General features: G+C 46.6%; 16 protein-coding genes and 1 pseudogene. 11 read left to right on the plus strand and 6 right to left on the minus strand.

Going from position 1 to position 17,531, the window contains the following annotated elements:
* The first annotated feature begins 26 nt into the window (after nucleotides 1–26).
* Entirely contained in the window at nucleotides 27–1,907 is a 1,881-nt protein-coding gene (locus OH463_RS21905) for a methyl-accepting chemotaxis protein (RefSeq protein WP_017190943.1), read from the plus strand.
* A gap of 123 nt (nucleotides 1,908–2,030) precedes the next feature.
* Entirely contained in the window at nucleotides 2,031–2,918 is an 888-nt protein-coding gene (locus tag OH463_RS21910; protein WP_009702506.1) for a DMT family transporter, read from the plus strand.
* Between the two features lie 119 nt (nucleotides 2,919–3,037).
* Here the strand turns inward: OH463_RS21910 and gpmM are convergent, their stop codons facing one another.
* Nucleotides 3,038–4,570: a 2,3-bisphosphoglycerate-independent phosphoglycerate mutase gene (gpmM, locus tag OH463_RS21915; RefSeq protein ID WP_005448323.1), complete on the minus strand. Its 1,533-nt coding sequence runs from the start codon at nucleotides 4,568–4,570 to the stop codon at nucleotides 3,038–3,040.
* Between the two features lie 486 nt (nucleotides 4,571–5,056).
* On the opposite strand from gpmM, the gene OH463_RS21920 reads away from it, so the two are divergent.
* From OH463_RS21920 to OH463_RS21940, 5 genes are all read left to right on the plus strand, one after another.
* On the plus strand, nucleotides 5,057–5,491 hold the full coding sequence (locus tag OH463_RS21920; protein WP_005448321.1) for a rhodanese-like domain-containing protein: 435 nt from the start codon (nucleotides 5,057–5,059) through the stop codon (nucleotides 5,489–5,491).
* 201 nt (nucleotides 5,492–5,692) lie between these two features.
* Nucleotides 5,693–6,157, plus strand: coding sequence for a protein-export chaperone SecB (secB, locus tag OH463_RS21925; RefSeq protein WP_005386410.1), 465 nt, complete (start codon nucleotides 5,693–5,695; stop codon nucleotides 6,155–6,157).
* 204 nt (nucleotides 6,158–6,361) lie between these two features.
* The gene (gene gpsA, locus OH463_RS21930) at nucleotides 6,362–7,399 is read left to right on the plus strand and encodes an NAD(P)H-dependent glycerol-3-phosphate dehydrogenase (RefSeq protein WP_017190946.1); all 1,038 of its coding nucleotides are present in this window, start codon (nucleotides 6,362–6,364) and stop codon (nucleotides 7,397–7,399) included.
* A 78-nt stretch (nucleotides 7,400–7,477) separates the two neighbouring features.
* A complete protein-coding gene (gene cysE, locus OH463_RS21935) occupies nucleotides 7,478–8,299 on the plus strand; it encodes a serine O-acetyltransferase (protein WP_005381475.1) in 822 nt (273 codons plus the stop codon).
* Between the two features lie 26 nt (nucleotides 8,300–8,325).
* Nucleotides 8,326–9,474, plus strand: coding sequence for a murein hydrolase activator EnvC family protein (locus OH463_RS21940; RefSeq protein WP_269992635.1), 1,149 nt, complete (start codon nucleotides 8,326–8,328; stop codon nucleotides 9,472–9,474).
* 95 nt (nucleotides 9,475–9,569) lie between these two features.
* On the opposite strand, the gene OH463_RS21945 is transcribed toward OH463_RS21940, so the two are convergent.
* The 4 genes from OH463_RS21945 to epmA form a co-directional block, all read right to left on the minus strand.
* A complete protein-coding gene (locus OH463_RS21945; RefSeq protein WP_269992637.1) occupies nucleotides 9,570–10,526 on the minus strand; it encodes a DHH family phosphoesterase in 957 nt (318 codons plus the stop codon).
* Nucleotides 10,527–10,712: 186 nt separating this feature from the next.
* Nucleotides 10,713–11,348 (minus strand): TetR/AcrR family transcriptional regulator, encoded by a 636-nt coding sequence (locus OH463_RS21950; RefSeq protein WP_009704004.1) that lies wholly within the window; start codon nucleotides 11,346–11,348, stop codon nucleotides 10,713–10,715.
* 21 nt (nucleotides 11,349–11,369) lie between these two features.
* Nucleotides 11,370–11,744, minus strand: a complete 375-nt coding sequence (locus OH463_RS21955; RefSeq protein WP_269992640.1) for a VanZ family protein — start codon at nucleotides 11,742–11,744, stop codon at nucleotides 11,370–11,372.
* A 9-nt stretch (nucleotides 11,745–11,753) separates the two neighbouring features.
* Nucleotides 11,754–12,725 carry an elongation factor P--(R)-beta-lysine ligase gene (gene epmA, locus OH463_RS21960; protein WP_029789516.1) on the minus strand — a complete coding sequence of 324 codons (972 nt, stop codon included), beginning with the start codon at nucleotides 12,723–12,725 and terminating at the stop codon, nucleotides 11,754–11,756.
* A 449-nt stretch (nucleotides 12,726–13,174) separates the two neighbouring features.
* On the opposite strand from epmA, the gene frdA reads away from it, so the two are divergent.
* From frdA to frdD, 4 genes are read left to right on the plus strand one after another with little or no spacing between them, the layout of a single operon-like run.
* Entirely contained in the window at nucleotides 13,175–14,995 is a 1,821-nt protein-coding gene (gene frdA, locus OH463_RS21965; RefSeq protein ID WP_005448312.1) for a fumarate reductase (quinol) flavoprotein subunit, read from the plus strand.
* Nucleotides 14,995–15,753, plus strand: a complete 759-nt coding sequence (locus OH463_RS21970; protein ID WP_005425032.1) for a succinate dehydrogenase/fumarate reductase iron-sulfur subunit — start codon at nucleotides 14,995–14,997, stop codon at nucleotides 15,751–15,753. Before frdA ends, OH463_RS21970 begins: the two co-directional genes overlap by 1 nt.
* Nucleotides 15,754–15,755: 2 nt before the next feature.
* Nucleotides 15,756–16,139 (plus strand): fumarate reductase subunit FrdC, encoded by a 384-nt coding sequence (gene frdC, locus OH463_RS21975; protein WP_005425044.1) that lies wholly within the window; start codon nucleotides 15,756–15,758, stop codon nucleotides 16,137–16,139.
* Between the two features lie 12 nt (nucleotides 16,140–16,151).
* The gene (frdD, locus tag OH463_RS21980; RefSeq protein ID WP_005425034.1) at nucleotides 16,152–16,529 is read left to right on the plus strand and encodes a fumarate reductase subunit FrdD; all 378 of its coding nucleotides are present in this window, start codon (nucleotides 16,152–16,154) and stop codon (nucleotides 16,527–16,529) included.
* A gap of 91 nt (nucleotides 16,530–16,620) precedes the next feature.
* On the opposite strand, the pseudogene OH463_RS21985 reads toward frdD, so the two are convergent.
* Nucleotides 16,621–17,303: pseudogene (locus OH463_RS21985) on the minus strand (nitroreductase family protein).
* Nucleotides 17,304–17,531 lie beyond the last annotated feature (228 nt).

Consider the following 17,531-nt stretch of genomic DNA (forward strand, 5'->3'; position numbering starts at 1 on the left):
TTTGTCTGTTTTATGAAGGTAAGACAATGAGAAATACCATCAAATTAAAAATACAGATTGCGATTGCAGTCATTATCGCCATTGTTAGTGGCGTTCAGGCTTGGGTTTCCGTCAATCAACTACGCGAAGAAACCACTTCTACCCTTAATCGAGAAATTCAAAACATCTCTCAATCGACCAACCGCTACATCAGTGACTGGCTTGCGATTCGTAGCGATATGATGCTCGCGAATGAAAACATCATCGCTGGCAGTGACGATGCCGATCGCGAGATGCTACTGACAAAGCGAGCCGGTAAGTTTCTATCGGTTTATGCTGGCTTCTCTGATGGCTCAATTGCCTACGGTGATAAATCTGAATCTTGGCCTTCTGACTACGATCCTCGCACTCGCCCTTGGTACCAAGATGCGATGGCGAAATCTGGTTTGATCATCACAGAGCCATACCAAGATTTCGATGGCAGCATTGTGGTTAGCTTTGCTAAGGCATTCAATCAAGGTAAGAAAGGTGTGCTTGCCGCTGACTTAGCGGTAACTGACATCATCAAAGAAGTCCTTAATATTCAGCTTGATAATGACGGTTTCGCATTCCTAGTTGATGGCAACAATAACTTGGTAGCTTACAAAGATGAAAAGCTTAGCCAAAAACCGCTGACAGAACTCAATCCAGCCTTAACTCATAGTACGATGATGACACTTGCTGGCGAAGCAAGGCTAGACACGATTCAATGGCCCAGCCAAGGCGATAAGCTGATTTACGTAGCTAAAGTGCCGAACACCGATTGGTCTTTAGGTATTGTGCAAGACAAACAAATGGCATTTGCGTCTGTCTCTGAACAAGTGACATTTACGGCTATTGCTTCTATCGTGCTGTACCTGATTATTGCGGCAATCAGTACTTACATCATCACTCGCTTGCTACAACCTCTCCAAACGCTGTCTGATGCGCTTTCAGAGCTATCACAGGGCGAAGGCGATCTTACGCAACGCATCAAGATCGAGCGCATGGATGAAATTGGCGAACTCGCAACCCACGTGAACCAGTTCCTTGCGCAAATGCAAACCATGTTAAAAAGCATTGTCGAGAACAGTGAACAGCTTTCAGAACAAGCGAATCAAGCAAATGAGCTATCTGCGATGGCTGCGGGTCGCGTTGAGCATCAACAAAACGACGTTAACCAAATTGCAACCGCCATTCATGAAATGTCAGCAACCGCTGCTGAGGTAGCAAGTCATGCAGAGCTGACAGCAAGCGCTTCACAAAACTCAGCGTCTGCTTGTATGGAAGGACAAAACGTCATCCAGAAGAATCGTGAAGCGATCGTAGAGCTCGCAGAGCAAGTTAGCGATGCAGCCAGCGTAATTTCGGAGCTAGAAGCAAACACGCAAAGCATCAACCAAATCCTATCGACGATCCAAGGTATTGCCGAACAAACTAACTTGTTGGCACTTAATGCTGCCATTGAAGCGGCTCGTGCTGGTGAGCAAGGTCGCGGCTTTGCCGTGGTTGCCGATGAAGTACGCGTACTTAGCCAACGCACCCATGGTTCGACGGAAGAAATCCGCACCATGATCGAAACGTTGCAAAACAACACCAAACTGGCAGTAAATAGCATGCAAACCAGTACCAGTTTGGCAGATACTAGCGTGGATTATGCTCAGCAAGCACACGACAGCTTAACCAGCATTACTAACTCGATCACTGAGATCAACGACATGGCAATGCAAATCGCAAGCGCAGCAGAAGAGCAACGCGCGGTAAGCGAAGACATCAGCCGTAACACGCAAGGCATTAAAGACGATGCCGATATGATTGCCGAGCAATCACTTAAGAGCAGTGAAGGTTCACGTCAGATGTACGATACCGCCAATACGATGCGTGAAAACATCAGTCGCTTTAAAGTGTAATCCTCCCCATCAAAAGCAGCTCAACGAGCTGCTTTTTTATTGGCATAAATATGCGCTTTTAGATCTTTATAAATTCATGCATATTAAAGCCTCTCCCCTGCTCTACAAGGATGTCTCGCAATCATGGGTTATGAATGGCTGGCGCTGTGCGCTGCTTTCTTATGGGCTGTTTCTAGCTTAATTTCTGTTGTTCCCGCTCAACATCTCGGGGCGTTTGCTTATAGTCGATGGCGTATGGGCTGTACCGCAGTCATCCTCTCCACGATGGCGTGGTTCACGGGGGGCTGGCTAAGTGTCTCCACCGAACATATTACGCCAATGATGGCGTCCGGTTTAATTGGCATCTTTATTGGCGATACCGCGTTGTTCGCCTGTTTGAATCGCATGGGACCACGCCAAGCAGGCTTGTTGTTTTCTTGCCATGCGGTGTTCTCTGCCATCTTGGGTTACTTCCTATTTAGCGAAAGCATGACTGGCACGGAGTTGATTGGTGCAACCTTAGTCTTCAGCGGTGTCGTAATGGCGATTTTCTATGGTCGACGCGGGCAAGCTAGCAACGCGCTAGAAGAGATCAAAGGCAACGTTTGGATTGGTATCGGGCTCGGTTTAACCGCCGCTATGTGTCAGGCTCTGGGTGGCATCATCGCTAAACCTGTCATGCAAACCACTGTTGACCCTGTCGCCGCCTCTGCCATTCGTATGATCAGTGCTTTCGTCGCACATTGTGCACTTTGGTTAATTGGCGCCAAAGTCGCTCGCGCGACTCAAACCATCACATGGAAAGTCTTTGGCATTACAGCATTAAATGGCTTTTTGGCTATGGCGATTGGTATGACATTGATTCTTTACGCCCTGCGTGAGGGTAACGTGGGAATGGTAGCGCTGCTTTCTTCAACAACACCTATCATGTTGTTGCCACTACTGTGGATTTATACCAAGAAACGCCCAAATCGATTTGCTTGGTTAGGCGCTGCACTAGCGGTTATTGGTACGGGCATCCTAGTGCAATAGTTCAGGTTCAATTAGGGTCTATTGACCTTAATAACTCTTCGCCTTACTCAACACAGGATCGCAGACACAAAAAAGCCCGAGTCGAACTCGGGCTTTTATCATTCTGAATCGTCAGTTAATTACTTAACTAGCACTTCACCAGACATTTCTGCAGGGATTTCTAGACCTGCTAGAGAAAGCATTGTTGGCGCAAGGTCAGACAGTTTACCGCCTTCTTTGAACTCAACCGCTTTGTCACCTACGTAGATTAGAGGTACTGGTAGGTTAGTGTGAGCAGTGTGGATGCCGCCAGTTTCAGGGTCGATCATCATTTCTGCGTTACCGTGGTCTGCCGTGATCAACAGTTGACCGCCAACTTCTTTGATCGCTTCAACCACTTTACCAACGCTTTCGTCTAGAGCTTCGATTGCTTTCTCTGCAGCTTCGTAAACGCCAGTGTGGCCAACCATATCTGCGTTCGGGTAGTTACAGATGATAGTATCGAACTTACCAGACTTGATAGCAGCAACCATCTTCTCTGTTAGCTCTGGAGAGCTCATTTCTGGCTGCATGTCGTAAGTTGCTACTTTTGGAGAAGCAACAAGTTGACGCTCTTCACCTTCAAATTCGTTCTCAACACCGCCGTTGAAGAAGAAAGTCACGTGTGCGTATTTCTCTGTTTCAGAGATACGTAGCTGAGTTTGACCTTGCTTAGATAGCCACTCACCGTAAGTGTTTTCTAGAGACGCAGGTGGGAATGCGATAGCTAGAGGGATATCAGCCGCGTATTGAGTCAGCATTACAAAGTTGATTGCTGGGAATGCAGCACGCTCGAAGCCGTCAAATGCAGGAACGAATGCACGCGTGATTTGACGCGCACGGTCAGCACGGTAGTTCATGAAGATAACTGCATCGCCATCTTGCATGATTGCGTCTTCTTGACCTTCCGCTTTAATAGCTGTTGCTTTAACGAACTCATCGTTTTCGTCACGAGCGTAAGCCGCTTCTAGACCAGCAACCGCTGTTTCTGCAGTGAACTCAGCTTTCGCTTGAGTTAGAAGATCGTAAGCAACTTGAACACGATCCCAGTTGTTGTCACGGTCCATTGCATAGTAACGACCAACTAGAGAAGCAACACGACCTTTACCTAGTTTCGCAAATAGATCTTGGAAACGTTGTAGTGAGTTTTCGGCACTACGTGGTGGCGTATCACGACCGTCTAGGAAGCAGTGTAGGTAGATCTTTTCAGCGCCACGAGCTGCTGCCATTTCAACGGCTGCATAGATGTGGTCTTCGTGAGAGTGAACACCACCTGGAGACATAAGACCCATGATGTGTACTGCTTTTTCAGCTTTTACTGCAGAATCGATAGCTTCTACTAGTGCCGCTGTCTCAGCAAATTCACCATCAGCGATAGACTTAGTGATGCGAGTTAGATCTTGGTATACAACGCGACCTGCACCGATGTTGGTGTGACCAACTTCTGAGTTACCCATTTGACCATCAGGTAGACCAACGTCCATGCCTGAAGCAGAGATAAGAGTGTGTGGGTTATTCGCAATCAGTGCATCCATTACTGGTGTTTTAGCATTTGCAATTGCGTTACTTGCTGTGTCTTCACGGTAACCGTAACCGTCAAGGATAACTAGAGCCAATGGCTTCTTAGCAGACATAGTGATGACCTCATCAAATTTAAGTAACTTTCGGTGTAGAGCTTCGCTGCTCCATCTAACCTTGAAACAAAACTAGCGTAATTTTACTACACTTTTTAACCAAAACTGTAGGTTAAGATCAAATAATGTTTGCGATTTATTGTTGCTATCTTACAAGTTAGCAAGCAATCCGACCTAGTCAGCAAACGTGTTCCACAAGCATAGTCACTTTCAAGATGCTTTGTACGACCACCGAAATACTTTGTTGAAAAACTTTTTGTTGTAACCCATTGTGCGCTTTTTCGACCAGAAGTGAAGTCAATTACGCCGATTGAATTGATAGGAGGAAGTGATAATAAGATTGCATGAATGACTAGCTTCAACCAGTTTGCTGGGAGCGCTTAGATCTCAATTATTCGTTAGAAAATTTTAACCCTCTCGCCTAAGGCGGCTATCCCCGCTATACTCCTGCTTTATTTTTCCGCCAACAGTGTAAGAGCTCAGGACATGCAAGAGTACATTGATTTTTTCCAACAGAACATGATTCTATCTTTGGTTTGGGTAGGTCTTCTTGTCGCATTCATCATGAACATCGTGAAATCTGCGACGGCAGCATACAAAGAGATTAACGTGAACCAATTGACTCACCTTATGAACCGTGAAAACGGCGTTGTGGTGGATATCCGCTCTAAAGATGAGTTCAAACAAGGTCACATCACCGACGCACTTCACATTTTGCCGTCTGATATCAAAGCAGGTAACTTTGGTAGCCTTGAAAACCGTAAATCAGACCCAATCATTGTGGTATGCAAAACGGGTCAAACCGCTCAAGAAAGTGCAAACCTACTAGCGAAAGCAGGCTTCGAAAACGTAAGCCTACTGAAGAACGGTTTGATTGCATGGAACGAAGCGAACCTTCCACTAGTACGTGGTAAGAAATAAGGTCGCGGTAAAACAATTTTGCCAGCCTCGTTTATATAAACTGAGCAAATAGAAAGCAGTTGAAGCACTAAGTTGTGATGCTTTGCACGTAATACGCGCTTCATCTAGTCAAGGTAGATTTGCTCAGTTAGTCTCAGGACAAACCATATTTCTGGGTTTAGAAAATCCTAGACCCAACAAATGTTTATTAAGGATTTAAAAATGGCTGAAGCAGCACCACAAGACGCACAACAAAACTTTGCAATTCAACGCATCTTCCTAAAAGACGTTTCTTTCGAAGCGCCTAACTCTCCAGTAATCTTCCAAAAAGAGTGGAACCCAGACGTTAAACTAGACCTAGACACTCAAAGCCGTGAGCTTGGTGAAGGTGTTTACGAAGTTGTTCTACGTCTAACAGTTACTGTTAAGAACGAAGAAGAAACAGCGTTCCTATGTGAAGTTCAACAAGGTGGTATCTTCACAGCTGAGCAAATGGAAGCAGGTCAACTTGCACATTGCCTAGGCGCATTCTGCCCGAACATCCTATTCCCATACGCTCGTGAAACTATCTCTAGCCTAGTAGTTAAAGGTACGTTCCCTCAACTGAACCTAGCACCAGTTAACTTCGACGCGCTATTCATGAACTACCTACAACAGCAAGCTCAACAAGGCGAAGCTGAAGCGTAATTCACGTTTTGTAAGTGACGTGTTGCCCTTCCTAAGAACGAGCTCACGTCATATACCTGAAGAAAATGCACAAAGCGTCCTCTCTGCGATGCAATGTGCATTTTTTATTTCTGATAAAAGTTCCTAGTTCCTAACCCCTAGAGAGCGTAAACTCTGGCGATTATGAACTAGATTCTACTAGTAGAAAGGCAATTAGGCGGTAGCATGACACAAGCAAATACAAACAATGCTTACGGTAAAGACATCGCAATGACTGTGATTGGTGCAGGCTCATACGGCACTTCTTTGGCAATCTCCCTTGCTCGTAACGGCGCAAACGTCATCCTATGGGGTCACGAGCCAGAGCATATGGCACGCCTTGAAGCAGACCGTGCCAACCACGAATTCCTACCTGGTATTGATTTCCCAGAGAGCTTGATTATTGAATCGGATTTAAAAAAAGCCGTTCAAGCAAGCCGTGACTTGTTAGTTGTGGTTCCTAGCCACGTTTTTGGCATCGTACTGAACAGCTGTAAGCCTTTCTTACGTGAAGATTCTCGTATTTGTTGGGCAACCAAAGGTCTTGAGCCAGAAACGGGTCGTCTACTAAAAGAAGTAGCATTCGATATCATCGGTGACAGCTACTCGTTGGCAGTTTTATCCGGTCCTACATTTGCTAAAGAGCTTGCGATGGGAATGCCAACAGCAATTTCTGTAGCTTCTCCAGACGCGAACTTTGTTGCTGATCTGCAAGAGAAAATCCACTGCAGCAAAACCTTCCGTGTCTACGCAAACAACGACTTTATCGGCATGCAATTGGGCGGTGCGGTGAAAAACGTTATTGCCATTGGTGCAGGTATGTCTGATGGTATCGGTTTTGGTGCCAATGCCCGTACAGCACTGATTACACGTGGTTTGGCAGAAATGAGCCGTCTCGGTGCCGCACTAGGCGCACAACCAGAAACCTTTATGGGTATGGCTGGCTTGGGCGACCTCGTCTTAACTTGTACCGATAACCAATCACGTAACCGCCGTTTTGGTTTGGCACTAGGTCAAGGTAAAGACGTCGACACTGCGCAAGAAGAAATCGGTCAAGTCGTTGAAGGCTACCGCAACACCAAAGAAGTTTGGATGCTCTCTCAGCGCATGGGCGTAGAGATGCCAATTGTTGACCAAATTTATCAAGTATTGTATCAAGGAAAGGATGCACGCCTGGCAGCGCAAGATTTACTTGCTCGTGACAAAAAAGCCGAAGGAAAGTAGCAATCTACCGCCTTTTGCACCTCATCTGAGAAGAATAGAAGTTGTCGGGTCACGGAAGAACCACTCAGGATATTGAGAATGAAACACTGCGAAAAACAAAAAGTCTGGAACAAAATTGTTTCAGAAGCCCGTGAGATGTCAGAGCAAGAGCCTATGCTGGCGAGCTTTTATCATGCGACCATCATCAAGCATGAAAGTCTATGTGCCGCATTGAGCTACATTCTGGCCAACAAATTGAACACCGCTTCCATGCCAGCAATGGCAGTGCGTGAAGTGGTTGAAGAAGCCTTTGCCGCCGATCCAACCATCACCGACGGCGCGGCTTGTGACATTTGTGCCACGGTTAATCGCGACCCTGCTGTTTCAATGTACTCAATGCCATTGTTGTACCTGAAAGGCTACCATGCTCTGCAAGGGTACCGAGTGGCAAACTGGTTATGGAAGCAAGGTCGTCACGCTCTTGCGACTTACCTGCAAAATCAGATTTCTGTAGCATGTCAGGTCGATATTCACCCTGCAGCGCGTATTGGTAGTGGTATCATGCTAGACCATGCAACTGGCATCGTGATTGGTGAAACCGCCGTTGTCGAAAACGACGTATCTATTCTGCAAGATGTCACTCTAGGTGGTACCGGTAAAGAATGCGGTGACCGTCACCCGAAAATTCGCGAAGGTGTAATGATCGGAGCTGGTGCTAAAATTCTTGGCAATATCGAAGTGGGCGAAGGCGCAAAAATTGGCTCTTGCTCTGTGGTATTGCAAGCAGTGCCGCCACACACAACCGTGGCTGGTGTGCCTGCAAAAATTGTTGGTCGTCCGAAAACGGACAAACCTTCTCTCGATATGGATCAAGGCTTTAACGGTAAATCGCAAAGCTTTATCCATGGGGATGGTATTTAATCGTCATCTGATCCTTTGACAATAATGTGGTAGGTAACTCTCAAGTGCGAAAACAAAATCACCCAGTGCTACGCTCGGCTATTTTATTAACTTGTGCTTTATCTGCCACATATCCCCTCACCTCTTTCGCCGCAAGCCAACAAGAGCTCAAAGGCGTATCTAGCGAAATCAATCGCCAGAAAAAATCGCTAACTTCTCAAGAAAAACAGCTCAACGATCTACAAAAATCGCTGAAAAGCCAAGAACTCGGTATCTCCAAGTTAGAACGCGAGATCAAACAAACCAAAGCAGACTTGGCACAAGCGGATCAAAACATCAGTAAATTGGAAGAGAAGATTACGCTGCAAGAAGCTCAACGTCAGGCACAAGAAGAAGAGCTCAAACAACTGATTCAAACCTACTACGTCACGGAGCGTGCGAAAGCCAATGGGCATCTCCTTAACGAAGGCGTAGAAGAAGATCGCATCAGCCAATACTTTCAACATCTTGCCAAAGCTCGCGCAGAAGTCATTGATGCGATCACCAAAACCACCCAAGAGTTGGCGCACAACAAAAACCAACTCGAACTGGAAAAAGACCAAATTGAAACCTTGCTCAAACAGCAATCAGAAAAACGTTCGTCTTTAGCAAGCACGCAGTCGAAACGTAAAGGTACGCTGAGCAAGATTCAAAAGAGCATCAAAGATGACAAACGTTACTTAGCAGAACTGCAACGTAACGAAACCCGTCTAAAGGCCGAGATAGCGAAAGCAGCAAAACGTAATGCAGTACCGATGGACGGTATTGCAAAACAACGTGGAAAACTACCGTGGCCGTTGAAAGGTCGCGTACTGCACAGCTTCGGTACCAAACAAACAGGACAGGTAAACTGGAAAGGCATGGTGTTGTCTGCCAGATACGGTCAGCAAGTCAAAGCCGTTTACCCAGGCACCGTGGTATTTGCTGAATACCTGCGAGGCTACGGCTTAGTCGTGCTGCTTGATCACGGGAAAGGCGACATGACGCTTTACGGTTACAACCAAGCTTTGACCAAGAAAGAAGGTGATAAGGTGACCGCAGGTGAAGTGATTGCACTTGCAGGTGATACTGGTGGTCAAGACAGACCTTCACTGTACTTCGAAATTCGCCGTAACAGTGAAGCGCAAAACCCGAAATCTTGGTTAAAGCGTTTATAACTGCCGTTTATCATCGCAGTTCTAAACTGCACTATCGCGACACAAAAACAAAGGAGCCACTCGGCTCCTTTGTCGTATTCGCATTCAGAAAAATGCTAGGCGTAGTAAGTCTCTACTGCGTCGATGAAAGCACTGACATCGTCTTTGCTTAATGCATTAATGCCTGCTGCGGCTTCTCGCCCCCCACCTGTTGGGAACTGCCCACACACTGCCACCGCACCTTGCTTGTTATTCAGTGGCGCACGAAGAGAAACAGTGTAAGTGCCGTCAGCGTTTTCCGTTAACACCGCATGCGCAGAGTCTGGAGTTTGGTTTGCAAGCCAGTTGCCATAAACACCACTGATTCGGCGTGATGCCGCATTGTCTGGCAATTCAAACAGCTTGAACTTAGTGCTTTCGTGAGTCGCAGGGACGGCGAGTGCTGCGTCCATATCTTGCTGATAAGCCGATTGTAATTGATAGTAAGGTGACGCTTTATCTGCTATCGCATCGAATGGTGAAGCGTATTGCTTTAATGCTTGATACAAGTCCGCAGGATGGAAATGAAGGTCGTCGACTTTCGAGCCATAACCGTTGTAATTAATCAACGTCCCGAGCTCTTTTAACTGCGCTTTTTGCGCTTCATTGAGTCCGGCTTTATCCGCCAACACATCCGCCTTAGCAATCAAGTTATCGCCATAAGCAGCAGTGATTGCCCAAGTATGGAAACGTCCTTCCAACAACTGATCGACAATCAAAGCAGTACACATATTAGCATCGAGGTCGATGTGCGCGTCCAAATTACCATGCTGAGGGATCTCACCCGCTTTGTGGTGATCGGCGTAGAAAACATGCGCGCCTTGAGCTAAAGCTTGCTCTAAACCTACCATGTTCTTTTCCATTGAAATGTCCAACACCGTCAGTTCATCACCCGCTTGCACATCCACTTTCTCCACCAGCTTGATGTCGCGCTTTACGCCCGTCACCAACTCAGCGTTGATAGGATCCGCTAAACGCAATTGCAGCAATGCGATGATGCCGTCGGCATCGCCATTAAAAATGTCGTAATTCATTGAACGATAGTTCCTTTATCGAGAGTCATACCCCAACGGATGCTTTTAGGGTGCATGAATCCTATTGTGCGAAATGAGCACAGCAAGTCAACTCAAGGAGGGAGTTGAAAATGAGAGCTGCGCTCTAAACTTTAAGCGTAGAACCATACTCTCATTTTCTAGATTTAATAAGGAGGGAAAATAGTATTAACTGTGCAGTCGGCTCACCGCTTCTTCAAGCAGTAGCAATTGCTCCATACCTTGCTCGGTTGCCACTGGTTTAACGACATTGAGCATTTGCAGCATACCTTGTTTTACCATTTGCTCGGTAATTTCGGTCTTTGGTGACATCGCTGACTGGTAAGCTAACCAACTACACGCAATAAGGTGCAGTGTACAAACCAGTGATTTCAACTGCTCTTTATCAACATTCAATAATTTCAAAGACACAAACTCTTGCATGATCGCAATCAGGTTGGCTTGTAGCTTCTCTTGAACATCAATGTATTCATCATGAAGTTGTTCGTCTCGAGAAAGGATTTCGGGAAGATTCGCGTAGAAAAAACGGTACTTCCACATCAAAGTGAAGATCGAGTCGAGGTAGCTTTTCAGCATGGTCAGGCTCTCTTGAGAACCTTGAATAGGGGTAAAGCGTTCTAGCAGTTCCGCAGAGTATAGCGCGAAGATCTCACGCACAATTTCCTGCTTATTACGGAAGTGGTAGTAAAGGTTGCCTGGGCTAATTTCAATATGGTCAGCAATGTGATTGGTTGTGATATTGCGCTCACCATGTTGGTTGAACAACTCCAGTGCGGCATAGACGATTTTGTCGCGCGTTTTCATGGTTATCGTATTCCCTCTTCATTAACGAATCGAGTATAGCGACTTCACCAACCTAGGTCGATAGAGGCTCCAAATACGGTAACATAGCAGACCAGTTAGAATACCAATCGAGTTCGCAATCAAGTCGAGCCAAGAGGTTTGGCGTCCCACATAACCTTGTAAAACTTCAATCACAGCGCTGAATAAAAGAATACTCAGTGCCACAATCCAACTCTGACGCCAACTTGCTACACAGAAGCAGCCCAAAAAGCCAAAACCACTGTACGCCATCGCATGCTGCATCTTATCCAAATATGCAATGTTGCCCCAATCTTGCAACTCTCCCGAGCTCAGAGACAAGTACGCAATCAAAGTCGCATAACTAAGCAGCACCAAACGTCCAGCAGTCAGGTTCATTATTTATCCTTAAGCAATAGGGAATGGAAAAGCGGTCACTTGGTCGATATGGTCACAACCCAGCGCCAACATGATCAGGCGATCAACGCCTAACGCCACACCTGCGCAATCCGGCAAACCTGCTTCTAATGCGCCAATCAAATGGTAATCAATCGGCTGTGGTTTCAAACCCATTTCCAGACGCTTAGCATTATCTTGTTCAAAACGCGCCAATTGCTCTTTCGGGTTATCCAGCTCGTGGAAACCGTTCGCCAGCTCAATGCCTTTGAAGTACACCTCGAAACGATCCGCCACTCGGTTGTCTTGCGGATTGATCTTTGCCAGCGCCGCTTGCGATGCAGGGAAGTCATACACAAATGCAGGCGCTTGTTGACCAATCTTAGCTTCGACACCAATACTGAAAAGTAGTTGCAGCAAGGTATCGCGATCCTCCTCTGGCTCAGCAATATCACTTAGCCCTAGCTTAGCCGCGACCACTTTTAGCTCTTGCATCGAGCCTTCTAAAGGGCACACGCCTAGCACATCAATAAAAGCTTGCTGGTAAGTCATACGTTCTGCCGCACCACACTTCAGCACCAGTTGAAGTAGGTCATCCATCTCATCCATCAACTTATGGTGATCAAAACCAATCCGGTACCACTCCAGCATGGTGAACTCGGGGTTGTGATGACGACCATTCTCTTCGTTACGAAACGCTTTGTTAATTTGGTAGATACAGCCGCTGCCCGCCGCCAACAAGCGCTTCATATGGAATTCAGGGCTGGTCATAAAGAACAGTTTGCTACCGTCGGCATAACCCGGTCCAACAAACTCTGTTTGGAAGGTATGCAAATGAATGTCCGTCACCGTGGCGTGACTCATGGCTGGCGTGTCAACTTCCATCACCTGTCGCTCGGCAAAGAATTGACGAATAGCGGTGATCAACGCAGCACGTTGACGAAGTTGTTCCATAGAAGCGGTAGGTTGCCAGGTCGTTTGCATAACAAGAGTCTCAATACATTGGTGAGCGAGGAAAATAGCAATTTTGGCACGCTTTGCCTAGTTCATCGATAGGGGATTCCTCTTAATTTCATCCGTCTAAATACGAATAAAACTCGATTAAAACTGAAGCAAGCATTTCACGTTCCACAGTACAAAAAACACTCACAATTAATCCTATTATCAATGAGGGTAATGTCGTGCAACACCTATGTAACATTGAGCGAGTTTACGTTTATCCCTCAACCGTTTCGTGCCGTGATAGCAGTCACATAACCTAGAATTTCTATGCTCTTGTGTGCATTACCGGAGAAAAAACCCAAATACATCAATTTTTCTGCCATAAGGCTCCCCTACACTAACCCTACTACTTTTGAGGGATTGCCTTAAAACCCTTCCCTCACACTCACAATAACAAGCGGATTTCCGCAATCACACACTGGAGGATAACTGTGCAAATTATCACCACAGATATCGCAGTCATCGGCGCAGGCGGCGCTGGTCTTCGTACTGCTATTGCAGCGGCTGAAGCAAACCCGGACTTAGAAGTAGCACTTATTTCTAAAGTTTACCCAATGCGCTCCCACACGGTTGCTGCAGAAGGTGGCTCAGCAGCAGTTATCAAGGATGAAGATAGCTTAGACAACCACTTCAACGACACTGTTGGCGGTGGTGACTGGCTATGTGAACAGGACGTTGTTGAATACTTTGTAGAGAACGCGACTCGCGAAATGATCCAAATGGAGCAATGGGGTTGCCCATGGAGTCGTAAAGAGAACGGTGAAGTCAACGTACGCCGCTTTGGTGGTATGAAGGTTGAACGTACTTGGTTCGCTGCAGATAAAACTGGCTTCCACATGCTTCACACGCTATTCCAGACGTCGATGAAGTACGACAACATCAAGCGCTTTGATGAGTACTTTGTTGTCGACTTGCTTGTTGATGAAGGTGAAGTACAAGGTCTGATTGCAATCCACATGTCTGAAGGTGAACTGGTTACGATTAAGGCGAAGTCTGTCGTACTAGCAACGGGTGGCGCAGGTCGCGTTTACCACTGTAACACCAACGGCGGTATCGTAACGGGCGATGGCATGGCGATGGCTTACCGTCACGGCGTTCCTCTACGTGATATGGAATTCGTTCAGTACCACCCAACAGGTCTTCCTGGCACTGGTATCCTAATGACTGAAGGTTGTCGTGGTGAAGGCGGTATCATCGTCAACAAAGACGGCTACCGTTACCTACAAGACTACGGTATGGGTCCTGAGACTCCAGTGGGTCAACCTAAGAACAAATACATGGAACTGGGTCCTCGTGACAAAGTTTCTCAAGCTTTCTGGCACGAACAACAGAAAGGCAACACCATCAAACACCCTCTTGGTGATGTGGTGCATCTAGACCTTCGCCACCTAGGTGAAGAGTATCTACAAGAGCGTCTACCGTTCATTTGTGAGCTAGCGAAAGCTTACGTGAACGTTGACCCAGCAAAAGAGCCAATTCCAATTCGTCCAACGGTTCACTACACCATGGGTGGTATTGAGACTAACGGCGAATGTGAAACTCGCATTAAAGGTCTATTCGCGGTTGGCGAATGTGCGTCTGTTGGTCTTCACGGTGCAAACCGTCTAGGTTCTAACTCGCTGGCTGAGTTCGTGGTATTTGGTCGCGTTGCGGGTGAACAAGCGGTGAAACGTGCTGCAGAATTCAAAGGCTGGAACGAAGAGTCTATCGCGACTCAGGTGAAAGCAGTTGAAGACCGTATTGCCGCTCTTATGAACCAAGAAGGTGATGAAAACTGGGCAGATATCCGTACTGAAATGGGTCACACCATGGAAGCAGGTTGTGGTATCTACCGCCAAGAAGACTTGATGCAAGCAACCATCGAGAAAATCACTGAGCTGAAAGAGCGTTACAAGAAAATCAGCATCAAAGACAAAGGCAAAGTGTTCAACACTGACCTTCTTTACGCTATTGAAGTGGGCTACGGTCTAGAAGTCGCAGAAGCGATGGTTCACTCTGCAATCCTGCGTAAAGAATCTCGTGGTGCCCACCAACGTCTAGACGATGGTTGTACAGAGCGTGATGACGTGAACTTCCTGAAACACTCGCTTGCTTTCTTCAAAGAAGATGCAGCACCAAGTATCGACTACAGCAACGTGACGATTACTAAGTCACAGCCTAAAGCGCGTCTATACGGTGAAGCAGCAGAGAAAGCAGCAGCAGCTGAAAAAGCCGCTGAAGCAGAAGCGAAGAAGGCAGAGGAGCAAGCATAATGTCATCAAACCGCATTCAAAAAGTCGACATTCTGCGTTACGACCCAGAGAAGGACGCAGAACCATATACTCAAACGTTCGAAGTACCTTTTGATGAAACCATGTCTGTGCTTGATGCGCTTGGTTACATCAAAGATCACCTAGACAAAGATCTGTCTTACCGCTGGTCTTGTCGAATGGCGATCTGTGGTTCTTGCGGCATCATGGTAAACAACGTGCCTAAGCTAGCTTGTAAGAGCTTCCTACGTGATTACCCGAATGGCGTGACTATCGAGCCACTAGCAAACTTCCCAATCGAGAAAGACTTGATCGTGGACATGACGCCGTTCATCGAGCGCTTAGAAGCTATCAAACCTTACATCATTGGTAACGACCGCAAACCAGAAGACGGCACAAACCTGCAAACGCCTGAGCAAATGGCGAAATACAAGCAGTTTGCTGGCTGTATCAACTGTGGTCTGTGCTACGCAGCATGTCCTCAGTTTGGTTTGAACCCTGAGTTCATCGGTCCTGCTGCTCTAACTCTGGCACACCGTTACAACCTAGACAGCCGTGACAACGGTAAAGATGAGCGCATGAAGCTGATCAACGGTGAAAACGGCGCTTGGGGTTGTACGTTCGTAGGTTACTGTTCTGAAGTTTGTCCGAAGAGCGTAGATCCTGCTGCGGCAGTAAACCAAGGCAAAGTAGAGTCTTCTATGGACTTCGTAATTGCTATGTTGAAACCTGATGGTTCACCGAAAAAAGTGGAGGCATAAGGATGAGCAACCGTAAACCTTACGTTCGTGAAGTAAAACGCACTTGGTGGAAGAACCATCCTTTCTACCGCTTCTACATGCTACGTGAAGCAACTGTGCTTCCTCTAATCCTGTTCACTATCTTCCTGACTTTCGGTCTAGGTTCTCTAGTGAAAGGTCCTGAAGCTTGGCAAGGTTGGTTGGAGTTCATGGCAAACCCTATCGTGGTAGCGATCAACATCGTTGCACTACTAGGTAGCCTGTTCCACGCACAAACTTTCTTCAGCATGATGCCACAGGTTATGCCAATTCGTCTGAAAGGCAAACCAGTGGATAAGAAAATCATCGTTCTGACTCAGTGGGCAGCAGTTGCGTTCATCTCACTGATCGTTCTCATCGTGATGTAAGGAGCTTGAGTAATGAAACCAAATTATAGTGTTAATACAGCACCGAAACGTTCTGATGAGCCAATCTGGTGGGGTCTATTTGGTGCCGGTGGTACTTGGTTCGCAATGATCACGCCAATCACGGTACTCGTACTCGGCATCCTAGTTCCACTAGGTGTAATTGATGCAGAAGCAATGAGCTACGAGCGCGTATCTGAATTCGCAACCAGCATCATTGGTGCACTGTTCATCATCGGTACGCTAGCACTGCCAATGTGGCATGCAATGCACCGTGTACACCACGGCATGCACGACCTTAAATTCCACACAGGGGTGGTAGGTAAGATCGCATGTTACGCATTTGCAGGTCTTATCTCTGCACTGGCTGTTGTCTTTATCTTCATGATTTAAGACGCTGACGGAAAATGAAAAAAGCTGGCACCTCGCCAGCTTTTTTATTGCCTGTTATTTGGTTTATCGTCAGCGCTATTCGTTTCAGACACTATTCAATAAAGGTCGCGATTTCATCCAGTGACTTTTTGTGCATTGCATGCTCCGGAATAGTCGCATCTTCTTCCGGATAACCGGTCACAATTAACATATACGGACGGTCAACATCGTTGTCTCGCCCACAAATCTTACTCAAGAAACTCATCGGCTTTGGCGTGTGAGTCAACGTACCCAAACCGGCGTTATGCAATGCTTGAAGCAAAAAGCCTGTGGCAATCCCTACTGACTCGTGTACGTAATAATTGGTTTGTTCCCCATCATTGCTCATGCCACCTTTCTTTTGCGAAAACACAGCGATCAGCCACGGCGCTTTTTCCAAATACGGCTTACTGGCATTCGTGCCGAGTGGTTTCAGTGCATCTAACCATTCTTGCCCAGCTCGACCTTCATAGAAAGAACGTTCTAATTCTTCAGCGGCTTGGCGGATCTGCCCTTTCACTTCCGCACTGTTAATCGCAACGAAATGCCAAGGTTGATGGTTTGCCCCACTAGGTGCCGTACCTGCCGCTCGAATACAGTGCTCAATCACTTCTTTCGCAACTGGGCGATCAGAGAAACTTCGAATGGAATGACGGCGCTGGAGTTGCTCAAGATTATGTACAGCTCTTGCTGCCATTTCTTGCGGAGGGTATTCCACAAAATCATTGAGTGGATGGGTTGCTCTTGGTTCGACATAGTGCTTCCTTGCGCTTGTTGGGTGTTGATTCACTATAGCCACAAATTTCACCCTCGCCTTTTTATCTTCATAAAATCAATGTGATATTGAGATAAAGTGCAAATATTCAGCACTATTTTGCCAACAAAAAAGAGAGGCTGATAACTCGTATCAGCCTCTGCGTTACTCTGATTTGTACAGTTATCAGAGCTTTTAGTCACCTATGATCTTTTTGCTTTTTGAGCTTT

The organism is Vibrio sp. NFR, from assembly GCF_027587095.1.
GTDB classification, from domain to species: domain Bacteria; phylum Pseudomonadota; class Gammaproteobacteria; order Enterobacterales; family Vibrionaceae; genus Vibrio; species Vibrio harveyi.